The sequence below is a fragment of the Lysinibacillus sp. FW301-JW8 genome, from assembly GCF_058788755.1.
In genome coordinates, this window is the sequence record NZ_JBYTBB010000002.1 from 1 (window position 1) to 19,746 (window position 19,746).

Here is a 19,746-nt window from a genome sequence, read left to right on the forward strand (position 1 = left end):
AGGAAAGCACTCAGTCGGAACGGAGATCAACCCCTCGTTTTGAAAAAGAGCTATACTTTTTAATTTGTCACCTTGATGTCATTGACATAATAGTATTTCAACAACATGACTAAAGTAAACTTTAGTGCTTTAGCGATTGATGTATTGTTAATATACAAAGTATTTGATAGCTAACAAGGCAACAGGATATACAACAAATGGAGTACATTTAATGGCTCTGAGGTTTTGAATAGAGTTGATTCAAATTATTTAATCTTAATTTTAAGAGAAGGTGTTCTATGAAAGTAATAACTAGAATTATTGCGCTTACTGTATCGTTTTTTCTTGTTCTACAATTGCTAAATACAAATCAGGTAAGGGCTGAAACAATAGTCACGAAAACACCAGTTGAGGACGGAACATGGGATAAGTCAGGAAAGTATACTGATTTGACAGAGAACTATGTTGGATACTCAGCTGACTCTCAGTACGGGATACAAAAATCTGCACTTAGATTTAATTTTACTGATATCCAGGATCACATTAAGAAAGCAACACTTCGAATCCATATTCAGAGTGTACAGGATTTGAATCCGAATGATTCTTTCTATCCGCATGTATCTCTCTATGGTTCAAGTGTTAGTGATTGGAATTCTTGGAATACACAAAATCCAAACAAGGTTCCGTTACAATTAAATGATCCAATTCTATATGAAAAAGATACATCACTAGTTACAAATACTTGGAAGAATTTCGATGTTACGGATTTTGTAAAAAGTCAATCTAATAAAATTGTAACATTCGTTCTAAGAAGTGAGGAAATTATGCCTGGAGTGATGTTTATTTATGAGTCGAGAAATTCCTTTACCCCAGCATTGTATCCACAACTTGTTTTGGAAACTGTATCTGGATATACAATGACATATAACAGTAATGGAGGCACGGGAGGAAGTGTACCGTTAGATAGCAATAGTTATATGTCAGGCGATGCAGTGACTGTGAAAGGGAATACAGGAGGTTTGGCGAAAACGGGGTACACGTTCTCTGGCTGGAATACGGCATCAGATGGAAATGGAATGAATTATTTGGAAAATTCTACCTTTGCGATAGGAAGTGCTGATGTGATGTTATATGCAAAATGGGTGGAGCTGACCAACGCGAAAACCCCGAGCATTGATATACAGCCGACCGACAAAACGGTAAATATGGGAGATAGTACGACATTGAGTGTAGCGGCGAGTGGAGGAGCCTCATTAAGCTATCAGTGGTATAGCAATACAACGAACAGCACGAGTGGAGGTACGTTAATCAATGGAGCGACAAGTCCAATGTATGCAGTATCAACAAATACAGCAGGAACGACTTACTACTATAGTATAGTAACCAATACGGATAACAACGCAACCGGTAGTAAAACAGCAACAACTACGAGTAGTGTGGCAAAGGTGCAAGTAAATGCGTTAACCCATGCAGCCACGCCAACGATCGACACACAGCCTATAGACAAAACAGTGAATGTGGGAGAGAGTGCGACATTGAGTGTAGCGGCGAGTGGAGGAGCCTCATTAAGCTATCAGTGGTATAGCAATACAACGAACAGCACGAGTGGAGGTACGTTAATCAATGGAGCGACAAGTCCAATGTATGCAGTATCAACAAATACAGCAGGAACGACTTACTACTATAGTATAGTAACCAATACGGATAATAGTGCAACAGGTAGTAAAACAGCAACAACTACGAGTAGTGTGGCAAAGGTGCAAGTAAATGCGTTAACCCATGCAGCCATGCCAACGATCGACACACAGCCTACAGACAAAACAGTGAATGTGGGAGAGAGTGCGACATTGAGTGTAGCGGCGAGTGGAGGAGCATCTCTAAGCTATCAGTGGTATAGCAATACAACGAACAGCACGAGTGGAGGTACGTTAATCAATGGGGCGACAAGTCCAATGTATGCAGTACCAACAAATACAGAGGGAACGACTTACTACTATAGCATAGTAACCAATACGGATAATAGTGCAACCGGTAGTAAAACAGCAACAGCTACGAGTAGTGTGGCTAAGGTGCAAGTAAATGCGTTAACCCATGCAGCCACGCCAACGATCGACACACAGCCTACAGACAAAACAGTGAATGTGGGAGAGAGTGCGACATTGAGTGTAGCGGCGAGTGGAGGAGCATCTTTAAGCTATCAGTGGTATCAGAATACAACGAACAGCACGAGTGGAGGTACGCTTATCACTGGAGCGACGAGTCCGACGTATACAGTATCAACAAATACAGAGGGAACGACTTACTACTATAGCATAGTAACCAATACGGATAATAGTGCAACCGGTAGTAAAACAGCAACAGCTACGAGTAGTGTTGCAAAGGTGCAGGTAAATGCGTTAACCCACGCAGCCACGCCAACGATCGACACACAGCCTATAGACAAAACAGTGAATGTGGGAGATAGTATGACATTGAGTGTAGCGGCGAGTGGAGGAGCCTCATTAAGCTATCAGTGGTATAGTAATACAACGAACAGCACGAGTGGAGGTACGCTTATCACTGGAGCGACAAGTCCAACATATGCAGTATCGACAAATACAGCAGGAACAACCTACTACTATAGCATAGTGACCAATACGGATAACAGTGCAACAGGTAGCAAGACAGCCATAGCAACTAGTAGCGTGGCAAAGGTGGAGGTAAATGCGTTAATCCATGCAGCCACGCCAACAATCGACACACAGCCCACGGACAAAACAGTGAATGTGGGAGATAGTGCTATGATAAATGTATCAGCGAGTGGAGGAGCCTCCCTAAGCTATCAGTGGTATAGCAATACAACGAACAGCACGAGCAAAGGTACGTTAATCAATGGAGCGACAAGTCCAATGTATGCAGTACCAACAAATACAGCGGGAACGACTTACTACTATAGTATAGTAACCAATATGGATAATAGTGCAACAGGTAGCAAGATAGCCACTGCAACAAGTAGTGTGGCAAAGGTTCAGGTAAAATTAGCAAACCCACAAACTTCAGGTAGTGGCACTACATCATCAAACGATAATAATTTATCCCCAGCACCTGTAAAAATTACACTGCATACAAATGGTGGCACAACACTAGCGCCAATCGAAATTGCTTACAATACCAAGATAAGCCAATTACCAGTTCCAGCAAGAGAAGGCTTCCGTTTTGACGGCTGGTATCAGGATGCAGAGTTTACAAAGCCGTGGGAGAAAGAGATGCTTGTTCGTGAGAATATAGCGCTTTATGCGAAATGGACGGCATTGCTAGTAAAGGAATCAGAAAAACCACAAGAACCACAAGAACCACAAGAACCCCAACTGCCAAAGCCAGTAGTAACATACGGTGATCTGTCACATCATTGGGCGAAGGAGATGGTTGAGGAACTAGCCACACTAGGCATTATTCAAGGATATGAGGATGGCACTTTCCGTCCGAATGCACCGATTAGCCGCATGCACGTAGCGGCTTTATTGACAAGAGCCTTTCCATTTGAACCAGTACGAGCAGTATATAATTTCTCTGATGTTTCTTCAACACATCCTTACTACGATGCTATTATTACGTTGCAACAGGCAGGAATTATTGATGGTACAAATGGGGCCTTCCTACCAACAGAAAAGATGACGCGTGCACAGCTTGCGAAGGTGCTTGTTGGTGTACTAGGATTAACACCAGAAGGCGCAAGTTCATTTACTGATGTAGATAGTCAGCATTGGAGTGCAGGCTATATTGCGGTGTTAGAGCGTGAAGGGATTGCGCTCGGAGATAATGGCAAGTTCCGACCGAATGAGGTGGTGACACGTGCACAGTTCGCAGCATTTTTACATCGGATTATGCAACAATAAAATGCTATCAACGACATATAATTTTATAAAAGGGCTGTAGGGAAATGCATTTCTTTCCTTACAAGCCCTATCTTTATTTTGTTATATAATTAAATAAACAAGCCGATATACATAAGAGAGATGAGGTAATACTATATGCAAACAATAAAAGAAATTACAATTGCTTTAAAAGCCGCTACAGCGCATGAACCTTGGATGGATACTGTGCAGCAAGATGGGCGAGCAGGCGTGCAAAAAGCGTGGCAGCAGTTTTTAAAGCGCATGGAAAAAAAGCAGCAATTACAACGGGAGCATGATGCGAAAATTGCATTTGACGCACAATTTGGCCAGTTAGTTGCAGGTATAGACGAAGCTGGGCGAGGTCCATTAGCAGGTCCTGTCGTCACTGCAGCCGTCATTCTACCTGAAAATTGTCAGGTATTGCTAGGCTTAAATGATTCTAAACAACTGTCGAAAGAGACAAGAGAAAAAATGAGTAAGTTAGTAAAAGAGCATGCAATAAGCTATAGCATACATTTTCAAAATGCAAAAGTAATCGATGACATCAATATTTATGAGGCTACGAAACAATCAATGGTCGCAAGTATAGAGACACTAAAAATAAAACCGAATTTTGTTATAGCAGATGCAATGACACTGCCAATCAATTTGCCTCAGCAGTCAATTATTAAAGGTGATGCACAAAGCTTAGCGATTGCTGCCGCCTCTATTTTGGCGAAAACGGCGCGTGACGAATACATGGAACAGCTTGCACAAGAATTTCCACAGTATGGCTTTGAGCAGCATGCAGGCTATGGCACAAAACAGCATTTAGAGGCACTGGCTAAGTATGGACCGACTATTTACCATCGAGCAAGTTTTGAACCGATAAAATCTATGATGAAGGGGTAATGAGATGACATCTACATCATTTAATCCGATTGCGGCACAAACTCAAACACAGGCGCTATCAACGAATCAACCATTAGCGATGAAACAGGGTCAATTATTTCATGGGACAGTTAAACAGCTATATCCAGATCAAATGGCAGAGATCCAAGTTGGTCAACAAAAGTTTATTGCTAAGCTTGAAGCGCCATTAAAAGCAGGTGACGCACATTTCTTTCAGGTGACAGGTACAAGCCCCCAAACGGAACTAAAAGTGGTTACAGGTCCTATGGGACAAACGGCTTCTGCTAGTCAACAAATCAATCAATTGCTTGAATCAATGAATTTACCAAAGACAGCTGAAATGCAACAGCTTCTTGCTCATTTTATGAAGGCGGAGTTACCGATTTCAAAAGAGCAGCTGATGCAGGCTGAAATGTGGTTAAAGGCTTTACCTGAGGGCATTACTAAAATGGATGCTCTACAAGCTATTCAAAAAATGGTAGAGCTAAAAATGCCGATGACGAATGAAGTTTTTCAGGCACTCATTAGTGGGCAAAAAACAGCAGGTATGAATTCCGTTATGGAAAACTTTACTCAACTTTTAGCAAAAGATACATCTTTACCAGAAAGTCTAAGGCAAAATCTAATGCAACAAATACAGGCAATTGCGAAGCCTTTTGAAGTAGAAACAGGTGGTTTAGTACTAGCTAAGTCCATTCAACTACTAACGAGTGAAGCTGCTTCTATGAGTGAAAAAATTCAAGCTTTGAATATTTTAAAAGAAGCAGGGATAATACCTCAGCAAGCTACTTTACAAAATTGGTCAAATCTTAACAATGCCAAGTCAGTTCAACCAATTCAACCTCAACAGGCTGGACAAGTTATTCAAACAATTCTAACGACAAGCCCTGAAGATAAAAATCAGCTCATCAATCAACTTAAATCGTGGACGGCCAACCAAAGCCTATTAACGGATGATCAAAAACAGCAAATTAATCAATTAATCGATAGACTAAACCAAATACCAGCTACTAAACAAACATTTGAGATTTTTGCGAAGCAGATGCAGGAACAACTCATGAAAGCATTTGCACAAAATGCTTCAGAGCGTTTATTCACACAAGATAGTAATGCTCTTTCAGTAAAGGATCATTTATTATCATTATTAAAAAATGATGCGGCAACTCCTCTACAAAATGAAGCATGGATGAGAAATCTTATGAAAAGTAGCGTAGATTCCCCACAATCTTTGATTCAGCAAATGGTTACACAAGCAGATGCACAGGTACAAAATTCAATGGATAATAAAGCGATGGAGCACGCTATTAAAACGGTATTGAAGAATCTAGGTATTAGCTACGAGGCAGCGCTTAATAATAAATCTGCGGATTTACAAATGATTGCACATCAATTAAAACCTCAGCTTCATACACTCTTGCAGGATGCACAAATTACACCTCAGCTGAAGGAAGCTGCAGAAATGTTAATGACACGTATGAATGGCATGCAGCTTGTATCAGGAGAGAATGGTCACCAACATCAGCTTATTATGCAAGTACCACTTGAATTTTTCGGCAGAAAGATGGATGCAACACTACAATGGAATGGACGTATGAAGGAAGATGGGAAAATTGATGCCAATTATGCGCGTATTTTATTTTATTTACAAATGGAATCAATGAAAGAAACTGTAATTGATATGCAGGTTCAAAATCGTGTCGTTACAGTGACAGTATTTAATGAAAATCATGACATTGTTCCACTTGCAGAACCGTTAAAAGCAGCATTAAAAATTGGCTTGGCAGAAAAAAAATATCAACTATCAGGAGTATTTATTAAAGAATTTGAAAAAGCCAAACCTGAAAAAATAACCGCTGTAGTAGAACAGCAGGAGGAACATAATGGGGTGGATTTCCGCGTATGAGTGAAGAAAAATTTACTCGAAAAGAGGCTATCGCGCTCACATATAAGCTAGGTCAATTTGAAAGTCCAAAAGTCGTTGCAAAAGGAAAAGGGAAAATAGCAGAAAATATTTTAGCACGAGCAAATGAGCACAATGTGCCGATTTATGAGGATCCAAACCTTGTTCAATTACTTGGGCAATTGGATTTAAATGAGTCGATTCCTGAAGAATTGTACCAAGCTGTCGCTGAAGTTTTTGCATTTATTTATCATTTAGATCAACAACATGCACAAAAAAATAGAAAAGATAAAGAATTCTGATAGTTTGAAAAATCTGTTTTAGTACACGAAGTAGAAAAAAGTGTCATAATAAGAGAGAAAATTCGAACAAAAGACAAAGTGTAGACTTTATCAGAATCTTTCGTTAGAATAGATTATGTTAGTAAAACAATTTTATGCAAATGTTTGATGGGAGGATGTATTATGAATATCCATGAATATCAAGGGAAAGAGATTCTGAGAAAGTATGGTGTAGCTGTACCAAATGGAAAAGTTGCTTTTTCCCCTGATGAGGCAGTGAAAGTAGCGAAGGAACTTGGCTCTAATGTAACTGTAGTCAAGGCGCAAATTCATGCAGGTGGACGCGGTAAAGCAGGCGGTGTAAAAATCGCTAAAAACCTTGACGAGGTGCGTACGTACGCAAAGGAATTACTAGGTAAAATTTTAGTGACTCATCAAACAGGTCCAGAAGGAAAAGAAGTAAAACGCTTATATATTGAAGAGGGTTCTGATATTCAAAAAGAGTACTATTTAAGTTTAGTATTAGACCGCGCAACATCTCGTGTTACAATGATGGGATCAGAAGAAGGCGGTATGGATATTGAAGAAGTAGCGGAAACAAATCCGGAAAAAATCTTCAAAGAAGTAGTAGATCCTGTTGTTGGATTAACAAGTTTCCAAGCACGTCGTATGGCGTTTAATATGAATATACCAGCAAACCTTGTAGGGAAAGCTGTTAAATTAATGTTAGGCTTATATCAAGCATTTATCGACAAAGATGCATCAATTGTTGAAATCAATCCGCTTGTTGTCACTGGACAAGGCGATGTAGTGGCACTAGATGCTAAATTCAATTTTGATGCCAATGCATTATATCGTCATAAAGATATTGTCGAATTACGCGACTTTGATGAAGAGGATGCAAAGGAAATCGAAGCATCCAAATATGACCTTAGCTATATTTCACTAGATGGCAACATTGGCTGCATGGTTAATGGTGCGGGTCTTGCTATGGCTACAATGGACACAATTAGCTATTATGGCGGAAGTCCCGCTAACTTCCTTGATGTAGGTGGCGGTGCAACAGCTGAAAAAGTTACAGAGGCTTTCAAAATTATCCTTTCTGATCCACATGTAAAAGGCATTTTCGTAAACATTTTTGGCGGAATTATGAAATGTAACATTATCGCTGAAGGTGTGGTAACAGCTGCTAAAGAAATTGGCCTAGCTGTGCCGTTAGTTGTACGTTTAGAAGGTACAAATGTAGAACTTGGAAAAGAAATTTTAAATGCATCTGGTTTAAACATCGTTGCAGCGGATTCGATGGCTGACGGTGCACAAAAAATTGTGGGACTAGTAGGCTAAGGAAGGCAGGGAGAATAATGGCTGTATTTATTAATAAAGATACGAAGGTAATTGTACAAGGGATTACAGGCGAAACGGCGCTTTTCCATACAAAACAAATGCTTGAGTACGGCACTAAAATCGTAGCAGGTGTAACACCAGGTAAAGGTGGTCTTGAAATCGAGGGAGTACCTGTATTCAATACAGTAGCAGAAGCAGTAGCTGTAACAGGTGCAACTACATCAGTTATTTATGTGCCTGCTCCATTTGCAGCAGATGCAATTCTAGAAGCTGTAGATGCTGAATTAGAATTAACAATCTGTATAACGGAACATATACCTGTCCTTGATATGGTAAAAGTTAAACGTTATATGGAAGGTAAAAAAACTCGCCTAGTAGGACCAAACTGTCCAGGTGTTATTACAGCAGATGAATGTAAAATTGGTATCATGCCTGGCTATATTCATACAAAAGGACATGTAGGAGTGGTTTCCCGCTCTGGAACATTAACATATGAGGCAGTTCATCAATTAACACAAGAGGGTATAGGTCAAACTACGGCTGTAGGTATTGGTGGAGACCCTGTCAATGGTACAAACTTTATCGATGTATTAGAAGCTTTCAATAATGACCCAGAAACATATGCAGTTGTTATGATTGGGGAAATCGGTGGTACTGCTGAAGAGGAAGCTGCTGAATGGATTAAAGCAAATATGACGAAACCTGTCATTGGCTTTATCGGTGGACAAACAGCACCTCCAGGAAAACGTATGGGTCATGCTGGTGCTATTATTTCTGGTGGTAAAGGAACAGCAGCTGAAAAAATTAAGGCTATGAATGCGGCTGGTATTGAAGTAGCTGAAACACCATCTGTAATTGGTGAAACGCTTATTAAGGTAATTAAAGAAAAAGGGCTATACGAAAAGTGTAAAACCCATTAAAATGGAAGATGTAGCACATTGTGGCTACATCTTTTTCTTTACTTTAAATGGACATAGATTAAAGTACTTCTCCTGCTTGTCCGATATAAAAGTGCGAGCATAACTAGTAGTAATATTCTTATTGATTATGTGATGAAAATAAAGATTGCGGTCATTTATCTTTCTTCTATTTAAAAGGAGGTTTTTAAATGATTTTTTCAGTCGATACACAAAGATTACTAGCTTTGCATTATGTTTACCCGTTACCACTTCAAAAACTTCAGCAATTACTGTCTCCAGTAGATCTATTAAGTTATTTTGAAGAAGCAGCCCCCAATGAGATCGCAAATGCATTGCAAATATCATCGCACAAAGCCTTGCAAATTTCTCGAAGTTTTCGACAAATTATGACATGGTCGTTTGAAGAGGCCTATGAACGTTCCCATATTTTCCCCATACCTTTTCATCATCCTTTTTATCCAGCGCAATTATTTGAAATCTCCAGTCCACCTACTGTATTGTATGTGAAAGGTCGGTATTTGCAATTAATGAAAGGAAAACAAGTAGCTATAATAGGTTCTAGAAAGGCTACAGCTTATACAAAAACCGCGATGGACTTAATTGTCCCGCCTCTCGTTGAACACGGATATACGGTAGTGAGCGGGCTTGCAAAAGGTGCAGATACAATGGCTCATGAGGCAACAATAAAAGTTGGCGGGCAGACAATTGCAGTGCTTGGCCATGGTTTTAATTATATATACCCAATGGAAAACAAAGCCCTAGCAGAGAGTATAGCGGAGCATCATTTATTAGTCACAGAGTATCCGCCTTACATGAAGCCAGAGAAATGGCATTTTCCTATGCGTAACCGTATCATTAGCGGTTTATCGCAAGCATTAGTTGTCACAGAGGCTTCATTAAGAAGTGGAACGCTTATTACGACAGAATGCGCACTAGAGCAAGGAAAAGATGTATTCGTAGTGCCAGGTCCAATTGATGCTGAGCAATCAAAAGGGACGAATAGATTACTTGTAGAAGGAGCTATTCCAGTATGTAATGGACATGAAATCGTTGCATCACTTACGCTCTTTTCTAACAAAAATTGAAAAAAAGTTGCATTATCTTAAAATCTGTTATACATTTTGCAACAGGTAACTTAAAAAATTAGCAATAGACCTCGCTAAGGGGGAGACATAGATGGCGGATTATTTAGTGATTGTAGAATCACCAGCAAAAGCAAAAACAATTGAACGTTATTTAGGAAAAAAATATAAAGTAAAAGCATCAATCGGGCATGTTCGTGACTTACCACGTAGCCAGATGGGCGTTAGTGCTGAAAATAACTTTGAGCCTAAATATATTACTATTCGCGGTAAAGGACCTGTTTTACAGGAATTAAAGACTGCTGCAAAAAAAGTGAAGAAAGTTTATCTAGCGGCCGATCCAGACCGTGAGGGAGAAGCGATTGCTTGGCACCTTGCGACTGCGTTAAATATTGATATTCATTCTGATTGTCGTGTTGTGTTTAACGAAATAACAAAAGATGCAATTCTAGAATCTTTTAAAAATCCACGTCCAATTAATATGGATCTAGTAGATGCACAGCAAACAAGACGTATATTGGACAGACTTGTTGGCTATAACATTAGTCCAATTCTATGGAAAAAGGTTAAAAAGGGATTATCAGCAGGACGCGTACAATCTGTAGCACTGCGCATGATTATTGACCGTGAAAATGAAATTAAAAACTTCCAACCTGAAGAATATTGGACAATTGAGGGCTCTTTTGAAAAAGGCAAAAAAACGTTTGATGCACTTTACTATGGTAATGGCAAAGACAAAATAAAATTAACAAATGAAGAACAAGTAAAGGCTGTTTTAAAAGATGTAAAGGGTACAGATTTTACTGTTGTTAATGTTTCTAAAAAAGAACGTAAACGTAATGCAGCACCAGCCTTTACAACTTCCTCTTTACAGCAAGAAGCGGCACGTAAGTTAAATTTCCGTGCGAAGAAGACAATGATGCTAGCGCAACAATTATATGAAGGTATTGATATTGGTAAAAAAGAGGGAACAGTCGGTTTAATTACCTATATGCGTACTGATTCAACTCGTATTTCAGATACTGCAAAAGCGGAAGCGAATGCATACATTGAATCGAAATATGGCAAAGAATACATTTCAACAGATACGAAGCAGGCAAAAAAAGCATCAAATGCACAGGATGCCCATGAGGCGATTCGTCCAACTAGCACGATGCGATCTCCAGAAGAATTAAAAGCAGTACTTAGCCGTGATCAATTACGCTTATATCGTTTAATTTGGGAGCGCTTTATCGCTAGCCAGATGGCACCAGCTATACTTGATACAGTTGCTGTAGACCTTCAAAATGGCGATGTTTTATTCCGTGCAAACGGCTCACAAGTTAAATTTGCAGGCTTTATGAAGCTATATATTGAGGGCACTGATGATCAAACAGAGGAAACAACAAAGCTTCTACCTGAAATGGAAGTTGGCGATCAAGTAAAATCTCTTGAAATCGAGCCAAAGCAACATTTTACTCAGCCACCACCACGTTATTCAGAGGCGCGTCTTGTAAAAACAATGGAAGAGCTAGGTATAGGGCGCCCGTCCACATATGCACCGACCCTCGATACAATTCAGCGCCGTGGCTATGTCGTGTTAGATGCAAAACGATTTATGCCAACAGAGCTAGGAGAAATTGTACACCAACTCGTACTAGAATTTTTCCCAGATATCATAAACATCGAATTCACAGCACAAATGGAGCAAGATTTAGATGATATTGAAGAAGGTAGTCGTCAATGGAAAAATGTTGTAGAAGAGTTTTATACAGACTTCGAGGTTCATGTAAAATATGCTGATGAGGCGATGGAAAAGGTCGTAATAAAAGATGAGCCGGCAGGAGAGGATTGTGAGCTTTGTGGTTCTCCAATGGTATTTAAGCTAGGGCGATATGGGAAATTTATGGCATGTTCAAACTTCCCAGATTGTCGTAATACAAAAGCGATAATGAAGCCTATTGGTGTAAAATGTCCTTCGTGCGAAACGGGCGAGATCGTAGAACGTAAAAGTAAAACAAAGCGTTTATTCTATGGCTGTAATCAGTACCCTGAATGTGAATTTGTTTCATGGGACAAGCCAATTAGTAGACCATGTCCAAAATGTAGTGCATTATTAGTAGAGAAAAAAATTAAAAAAGGTGTACAAATTCAGTGTACGAAATGTGACTATGAAGAAGCACCAACTCAATGATAGAAAGATGGTAAGAACATGACGGAACAAGTAGTAAATGTAATAGGTGCAGGTCTTGCAGGAAGTGAAGCAGCTTGGCAAATTGCTAAACGTGGTGTGAAAGTTAAACTTTATGAAATGCGTCCCGTAAAGCAAACACCAGCTCACCATACTGATAAATTTGCAGAGCTTGTATGTTCAAATTCTTTGCGTGCGAATGGATTAACAAATGCTGTAGGCGTTATTAAAGAAGAAATGCGTATGCTAGATTCTGTTATCTTAAAGGCAGCAGACCAATGTTCAGTACCTGCTGGAGGCGCATTAGCAGTAGACCGTCACGAATTTGCTGGATATGTGACAGAGACTGTGAAAAACCATCCGCTTGTGGAGGTTATTCATGAAGAGGTCACAGAAATTCCAGAAGGTATAACAGTTATTGCAACAGGTCCTTTAACTTCGAAAGCCCTAGCTGAAAAAATTCAAGGCTTAACAGGACTTGATTATCTATATTTTTATGATGCAGCAGCACCTATCATCGAAAAAGATAGTATAGATATGGAAAAAGTATATTTAAAATCTCGTTATGATAAAGGGGAAGCAGCCTATCTAAACTGTCCTATGACAAAGGAAGAATTTGATCGTTTTCGCCAAGCATTGATTGAAGCAGAAGTTGTCCCATTGAAAGAATTTGAAAAGGAAATTTACTTTGAGGGCTGTATGCCAATTGAAGTAATGGCAACTCGTGGGGAGAAAACAATGTTATTTGGACCGATGAAACCAGTAGGTCTTGAAGATCCGAAGACAGGAAAGCGCCCATATGCTGTTGTCCAATTACGCCAAGACGATGCCGCGGGTACTCTTTATAATATTGTTGGCTTCCAAACACATTTAAAATGGGGACCACAGAAAGAAGTACTACAGCTAATTCCAGGGTTAGAAAACGTGGAAATCGTTCGTTATGGTGTGATGCATAGAAATACCTTTATTAATTCACCAAAAGTACTTGAGAAAACCTATCAACTTCGTGAGCAAAAGAATATTTTCTTTGCAGGTCAAATGACAGGTGTTGAAGGGTATGTTGAGTCAGCTGGAAGCGGATTAATTGCTGGTATTAATGCAGCTCGTTTAGTATTAGGACAGGAACCAATTATTTTCCCATTCGAAACGGCATTAGGAAGTATGGCGCGTTATATAACAGAAGCACAATCGAAAAACTTCCAGCCAATGAATGTTAACTTTGGAATTTTCCCTGAATTACCACCGGGCCGTCGTTCCAAACCAGAGCGTGCTGAGATGCATGCAAACCGTGCAATAAGCACAATTCGTAATTTTGTGAATTCACAAACAATTTAATTGCAATAAGCCTCTAATAGTTGTTATACTCTTAGAGGCTTTTGTTTTTTGTAGACAAAATGCTGATTTACACGTATTTTATTATTTTGTATGGAGATTTTCTCAAAATATAACCATTTTTACTTGCTATATTATGTAGATAGGTATAGTGTCAGTATGTATGTTTATTAACGATACGGTACTGATAAGCTTATCCAATTAAATTGTAAGTGTTCGTCATTTGAGAAGATTATTAATAAATCATTGGTGGTGAATCTTTTCATGTTAGTTTCGTCCCAAGATGCACTTGAACAGTTCATGCTTTACATCCAGGTAGAAAAGAACTTCTCTGTTCATACGGTGCGAGAATATCAATCAGACCTACTAGATTTTTTAACCTTTTTACAGACAGAGGGTGTTAATGATTTAGCTAGTGTTGAGTATATACATGCACGTCTTTATGTAACAAAGTTGTATGATGAAAAAAGAGCAAGATCTTCAGTATCAAGAAAGATTTCTTCAATACGCTCCTTTTTTCGTTTTCTAAATAGACAGTTCGGCTTAGATGATGGAGCATTTCGTTCACTTTATCATCCGAAAAAAGAAGCACGCTTACCAAGTTTTTTCTACGAAGAGGAATTGATGCAGCTATTTCAAGCAAATACTGGTGATGATTTGAAATCAATCAGAAATATGGCTATATTAGAGCTGTTATATGCGACAGGAATTCGTGTCAGTGAGCTTACTTCAATTCAAGTGAAGGATGTAGATTTTCATTATTCAATTATTCGGGTAATGGGAAAAGGACGAAAAGAGCGTATTATTCCATTCGGTCAATTTGCGAGTTTAGCGATGCAGGATTACATAGAGCAAGCTCGTCTACGATTGATGAAAAAAACAAGTCATCAGCAATTGTTTGTCAACATGCGTGGTGGGGAACTTACTCCAAGAGGGGTACGTCATATTTTAACAGAAATGATTGACAAGGCCTCACTCCATACGAAAATATATCCACATATGCTTCGTCATACTTTTGCTACACATTTATTGAATAATGGCGCAGATTTACGTACGGTGCAGGAATTATTAGGTCACGCACATTTATCTTCTACACAGGTTTACACACATGTAACGAAAGAGCATCTTCGTCAAACATATATGAATGCTCATCCAAGGGCATAATAGAGCTAAGGAGGAAGACGAATGGGACAAATTCATGCGACAACGATATTTGCAGTTCATCATAACGGAGGCTGCGCAATGGCTGGTGATGGCCAAGTGACCTTAGGGAATGCAGTTGTGATGAAAGGTACAGCAAGGAAGGTCAGACGTCTGTTTAATGAGCAAGTCCTTGCTGGTTTTGCTGGATCAGTTGCCGATGCCTTCACACTTTTTGAAATGTTTGAAGGAAAGTTAAATGAATACAATGGTAATTTACAACGTGCAGCTGTAGAAGTTGCAAAGCAATGGCGTGGTGATAAAATGCTGCGTCAATTGGAGGCAATGCTCCTTGTAATGGATAAAAATACTCTTCTTCTTGTTTCTGGTACAGGAGAAGTTATTGAACCTGATGATGGTATATTAGCGATTGGTTCTGGTGGAAACTATGCATTATCTGCTGGCCGAGCGCTCAAAAAATATGCAGGCGAAACAATGTCTGCTCGTGAAATTGCCGAAGCGGCACTAGAAACCGCTGCTGAAATATGTGTATTTACAAATCATAATATTATCGTGGAGGCGCTGAACTAATGACGCAAAATAATTTAACGCCAAGACAGATTACTGAGCATCTGGACCGTTATATTGTAGGACAAAATGAAGCAAAGCGAGCAGTTGCTATCGCCTTGCGTAATCGTTATCGTCGCTCACTGTTAAATGATGACATGAAGGCAGAGGTTATTCCGAAAAATATCTTGATGATAGGGCCTACAGGTGTCGGAAAAACAGAAATTGCTAGAAGAATTGCAAAGTTAACGAATGCACCATTTGTCAAAGTGGAAGCAACAAAATTTACAGAGGTAGGCTATGTTGGACGTGACGTAGAGTCTATGGTACGTGATGTTGTAGAAGCTTCACATCGTCTTGTAAAAGAAGAGATGATGGAGTCTGTAAAAGAGCAAGCGGAAGAATTAGCGAATGAGGCAATCGTTAAATTATTGGTTCCTTCCTTGCGAAAAAAACAATCAATGCAAAATCCTTTCGAAATGCTGTTTGGTGGTAAAGATCAGCAGTCAACTGATGAAAACTCATCGGAAGAGACTGAGGTGCGTTCAAAGCGCGCACAAATCGCGATAGATTTACGTAATGGTAAATTAGAAAACGAGTGGATTACTGTTGAAGTAACAGAGCAAAATCCTTCTATTTTTGATGCATTACAAGGAACGGGTATGGATATGTCTGCTAATAGTGGTATGCAAGATATGTTATCTAGCTTGATGCCTAAAAAAACGAAAAAACGCAGAGTCCAAGTGAAGGATGCACGACGTATTTTAACAATTGAGGAAGCGAACAAGCTCATTGATGCAGATGAAGTTGCACAAGAAGCCATAGTAAGAGCTGAGCAATCAGGTATTATCTTTATTGATGAGATCGATAAAATTGCTAGTAAGGAAGGTAACTCTTCTGCGAATGTATCACGAGAAGGTGTACAACGTGATATTTTGCCAATCGTTGAGGGATCTACTGTTACAACGAAGTATGGTGCTGTAAAAACGGACTATATGCTTTTTGTTGCTGCAGGAGCATTCCATATGTCAAAGCCATCAGATTTAATTCCTGAACTACAGGGTCGTTTTCCGATTCGGGTAGAACTTGAAAAATTAACGAAGCAAGATTTTGTGCGTATTTTGAGAGAGCCAGATCAATCACTTATTTTACAATATAAGGCATTATTGGAAACGGAAGGTGTAGAGATTAACTTTACAGAAGATGCCATTGAACGTATTGCCGAAATTGCAACTGAGGTAAATCAAGAAACGGATAATATTGGAGCACGACGTTTGCATACGATTTTAGAGCGCTTGTTAGAAGAATTATCGTTTGAGGCATCAGAAATTGCACCTGCAAATATTCCAATCTCTGCTGCATATGTCGATCAAAAACTGGCGGGCATAGTAAAAAACAAAGATTTGTCACAGTTTATATTGTAAGATAAAGCTGAATAGTATCATTCAGTTGTAAAAACCTTTAGAATAGTAAGAAAATACTCTTTGGACCATTTATAGGAGGAACATATAATGAATTTATTAGGAAAAACGCGTAAAATTAACTCAATGCTCCAAGCATCTGCTGGTAAACCGGTAAACTTTAAGGAAATGGCTGATACGCTAGGAGATATTATAGACAGTAATGTATATATTGTGAGCCGTAAAGGAAAGCTATTAGGTATTTCCATCCATCAGCAAATTGAAAATGAGCGAATGAAAAAGATGTTTGAAGAGCGTCAATTCCCTGAGGAGTATACACATAGCTTGTTTACAATTTCAGAAACATCATCAAATCTAGATATTAATAACGAGCATACTGCTTTCCCAGTAGAAAACAAAGAGTTATTCCAAAATGCGCTAACAACTATTGTTCCAATCGTTGGTGGTGGAGAACGTCTAGGAACATTAATCCTTGCTCGTTTATCTGCACAATTTGAGGATGATGATTTAATTTTAGCTGAGTATGGTGCAACAGTAGTTGGTATGGAAATTTTACGTGAGAAATCTGAAGAAATTGAAGAAGAAGCTCGTAGCAGAGCGGTTGTACAAATGGCGATTAATTCACTTTCTTACAGCGAGCTAGAAGCCATTGAACATATCTTCGAAGAACTTGATGGTAACGAAGGGCTACTAGTGGCTTCAAAGATTGCAGACCGAGTGGGGATTACACGTTCAGTGATCGTAAACGCATTACGTAAACTAGAATCTGCAGGTGTTATCGAATCGCGCTCTCTTGGGATGAAAGGTACTTATATTAAAGTGCTCAATGATAAGTTTTTAAATGCATTAGCAGAAATTAAAATGAAATAAGTTAAAATTTCCTCGCGTTTTTAGGAACTTCAAAAGGTATCTGGACTAGTTTTTCCAGATACCTTTTTTGAAATTTTAAGAAATATAGCAATGATTTATGCTAACTAGCGGGTAAATAATTATCAATGATCAAGGAAATCTTTGTGAATGGTTCTTTAAAATGTGGATGAATTTTGATTTGCTGTGGCTTATCAGGTGCTATAGGAATGCCTCTGAGGAATGAAAATCAACTGCTTAATTTTTGCTAAAGGCAATATATGCCTTCATAACATTGACACTTTTCTGTTACTAATAGTATAAAAATAAAGGCTGATCTTAATTTATTTGTCATATAGCAACTAAGCGGTTTAAACCATAATATTTTTTGATTGAAATAGTAAAAATGGACTTGGAATTTGGTTTTGAGTCAACGGCAAAAAAGCAAAAAAAAGGAAATATTCAATACTAAAACCATAAACACTGTCGAAATAGTGTAAAATAACTAGAAGCAACTTGAAACTCTATGAAAGCAGATGGCTCAAGGGGTTCGGGAGTTTTGTTCCGGTTAATCATGAGAAAAAATAGGGCGTATCTACTATTAAAAAATGACAAAAGACAATAGACACTACGTATCATCTTAATTACAATTGTATTATTGGATAAATTAAGAAGTACATAGATTGAAATAAAATGAGGTGAATGGTTTTGAACTTATTTGGAGGAACTATTAGTAGCCTGGAAAACGGACTTTCCTATGCAACTTTAAATCATAAAACAATTGCCAATAACATTGCGAATGTTGATACGCCGAATTATAAGGCGAAAAATGTAAGCTTTAAGGATATGCTAGAGACAGAAAAACAAATATCAATTTCAGCATATCGTACCGATAGTAGACATTATGATTTTTCGATTCGACAATCTACACCTGGTGTGAATAATATTGATGGCTTACGATATCGAAATAATGGTAATGGCGTTGATATGGATGCTGAACAGGCGAAATTGGCAGAGAATCAAATTTATTATAATGCTTTAATTGATCGTGTTAATGGTAAATTAAATACATTAAATACTGTTATAAAAGGAGGTAAGTAATAAATGTCTATTTTTTATGGAATGAATACCACTGCCTCAGCTTTAACAGCACAGCGTTTACGAATGGATGTCATTTCTTCAAATATGACCAATATGGATACTACGCGTGCTAGACAAGTAAATGGAGAGTGGGAGCCCTACCGCCGTAAGTCAGTAACATTTACTGCTCAAGAGGGACAGTTTTCAAAATTCTTTAATGTGGCTCTTGGGAAAAATGCAAAAAGTGGTGTAGGTAACGGCGTAAAAGTAACACAAATAAAAGAAGATAGAGAAACACCTTTCAAACTTGTGTATGATCCAACTCATCCAGATGCAAACGCAGATGGCTATGTAAACATGCCAAATGTGGATCCATTAAGAGAAATGGTAGATTTAATGTCAGCTACTCGTTCTTATGAGGCAAACGTAACTGTATTCAATGCAAATAAATCTATGCTGACAAAGGCTTTAGAGATTGGTAAATAACTAAGAAGAAAGGAAGATACATAATGACAATTTCGTCCGTTTCACTAATGACACCAACTCAGGTTGTAAATCAAACAAATAAACTCCAGACGACACCTTATGAAGCACAGCAAAACTTTGCGAACTCTTTAAAAGAAGCAATAGCAAAAGTGAATGATCAGCAAATTACTTCTGATAATTTTACACAAAAGCTAATTACTGGTGGGAATGTAGAACTGCATGATGTGATGATTGCATCACAAAAAGCAAGCATTACATTAAATGCAACAATTGAAGTTCGCAATAAGGTGATTGAAGCTTACCAAGAAATAATGCGAATGAGTGTCTAGCTTTATCGAATAGTTAAACAGTTCGATAAAGGTTATAACCCCAAAAAGCTTGTTTATGGGGTTATCACTGTTTTCGCGAATTATTGATGGTTAGGTTATTCAC

Annotated in this window: 16 protein-coding genes; all 16 read left to right on the forward strand. The window is 38.6% G+C overall.

Going from position 1 to position 19,746, the window contains the following annotated elements; all coding sequences use genetic code 11:
* Positions 1-278: 278 nt before the first annotated feature.
* The 16 genes from AC3WOM_RS00980 (at position 279) to fliE (ending at position 19,643) form a co-directional block, all read left to right on the forward strand.
* Positions 279-3,854, forward strand: coding sequence for an S-layer homology domain-containing protein (locus tag AC3WOM_RS00980; protein ID WP_492444435.1), 3,576 nt, complete (start codon positions 279-281; stop codon positions 3,852-3,854).
* Between the two features lie 135 nt (positions 3,855-3,989).
* Positions 3,990-4,745 carry a ribonuclease HII gene (gene rnhB / locus AC3WOM_RS00985; RefSeq protein ID WP_492444437.1) on the forward strand — a complete coding sequence of 252 codons (756 nt, stop codon included), beginning with the start codon at positions 3,990-3,992 and terminating at the stop codon, positions 4,743-4,745.
* A gap of 4 nt (positions 4,746-4,749) precedes the next feature.
* Positions 4,750-6,648, forward strand: coding sequence for a TP0910 N-terminal domain-containing protein (locus AC3WOM_RS00990; RefSeq protein ID WP_492444439.1), 1,899 nt, complete (start codon positions 4,750-4,752; stop codon positions 6,646-6,648).
* Positions 6,645-6,947: an EscU/YscU/HrcU family type III secretion system export apparatus switch protein gene (locus AC3WOM_RS00995; protein WP_492444441.1), complete on the forward strand. Its 303-nt coding sequence runs from the start codon at positions 6,645-6,647 to the stop codon at positions 6,945-6,947. Before AC3WOM_RS00990 ends, AC3WOM_RS00995 begins: the two co-directional genes overlap by 4 nt.
* A gap of 162 nt (positions 6,948-7,109) precedes the next feature.
* Positions 7,110-8,270: an ADP-forming succinate--CoA ligase subunit beta gene (sucC, locus tag AC3WOM_RS01000; protein WP_427540524.1), complete on the forward strand. Its 1,161-nt coding sequence runs from the start codon at positions 7,110-7,112 to the stop codon at positions 8,268-8,270.
* A 17-nt stretch (positions 8,271-8,287) separates the two neighbouring features.
* Positions 8,288-9,190 (forward strand): succinate--CoA ligase subunit alpha, encoded by a 903-nt coding sequence (gene sucD, locus AC3WOM_RS01005; RefSeq protein WP_427540521.1) that lies wholly within the window; start codon positions 8,288-8,290, stop codon positions 9,188-9,190.
* Positions 9,191-9,378: 188 nt separating this feature from the next.
* Positions 9,379-10,275, forward strand: a complete 897-nt coding sequence (dprA, locus tag AC3WOM_RS01010) for a DNA-processing protein DprA (protein ID WP_427540518.1) — start codon at positions 9,379-9,381, stop codon at positions 10,273-10,275.
* Positions 10,276-10,366: 91 nt separating this feature from the next.
* Positions 10,367-12,445 carry a type I DNA topoisomerase gene (gene topA / locus AC3WOM_RS01015; RefSeq protein ID WP_492444445.1) on the forward strand — a complete coding sequence of 693 codons (2,079 nt, stop codon included), beginning with the start codon at positions 10,367-10,369 and terminating at the stop codon, positions 12,443-12,445.
* A gap of 18 nt (positions 12,446-12,463) precedes the next feature.
* Complete coding sequence (gene trmFO, locus AC3WOM_RS01020) at positions 12,464-13,777, forward strand: FADH(2)-oxidizing methylenetetrahydrofolate--tRNA-(uracil(54)-C(5))-methyltransferase TrmFO (RefSeq protein ID WP_492444447.1); 1,314 nt, start codon at positions 12,464-12,466, stop codon at positions 13,775-13,777.
* Between the two features lie 261 nt (positions 13,778-14,038).
* On the forward strand, positions 14,039-14,938 hold the full coding sequence (xerC, locus tag AC3WOM_RS01025) for a tyrosine recombinase XerC (RefSeq protein WP_427540509.1): 900 nt from the start codon (positions 14,039-14,041) through the stop codon (positions 14,936-14,938).
* Positions 14,939-14,959: 21 nt separating this feature from the next.
* Positions 14,960-15,505 (forward strand): ATP-dependent protease subunit HslV, encoded by a 546-nt coding sequence (gene hslV, locus AC3WOM_RS01030; RefSeq protein WP_427540506.1) that lies wholly within the window; start codon positions 14,960-14,962, stop codon positions 15,503-15,505.
* Complete coding sequence (gene hslU, locus AC3WOM_RS01035) at positions 15,505-16,905, forward strand: ATP-dependent protease ATPase subunit HslU (protein ID WP_427540503.1); 1,401 nt, start codon at positions 15,505-15,507, stop codon at positions 16,903-16,905. Before hslV ends, hslU begins: the two co-directional genes overlap by 1 nt.
* A gap of 87 nt (positions 16,906-16,992) precedes the next feature.
* Positions 16,993-17,772: a GTP-sensing pleiotropic transcriptional regulator CodY gene (gene codY, locus AC3WOM_RS01040; protein WP_427540500.1), complete on the forward strand. Its 780-nt coding sequence runs from the start codon at positions 16,993-16,995 to the stop codon at positions 17,770-17,772.
* A gap of 684 nt (positions 17,773-18,456) precedes the next feature.
* Positions 18,457-18,849, forward strand: a complete 393-nt coding sequence (gene flgB / locus AC3WOM_RS01045; protein WP_427540497.1) for a flagellar basal body rod protein FlgB — start codon at positions 18,457-18,459, stop codon at positions 18,847-18,849.
* 3 nt (positions 18,850-18,852) lie between these two features.
* On the forward strand, positions 18,853-19,314 hold the full coding sequence (flgC, locus tag AC3WOM_RS01050; RefSeq protein WP_427540494.1) for a flagellar basal body rod protein FlgC: 462 nt from the start codon (positions 18,853-18,855) through the stop codon (positions 19,312-19,314).
* A 23-nt stretch (positions 19,315-19,337) separates the two neighbouring features.
* The gene (fliE, locus tag AC3WOM_RS01055; protein ID WP_427540491.1) at positions 19,338-19,643 is read left to right on the forward strand and encodes a flagellar hook-basal body complex protein FliE; all 306 of its coding nucleotides are present in this window, start codon (positions 19,338-19,340) and stop codon (positions 19,641-19,643) included.
* The last annotated feature ends 103 nt before the right edge of the window (positions 19,644-19,746 follow it).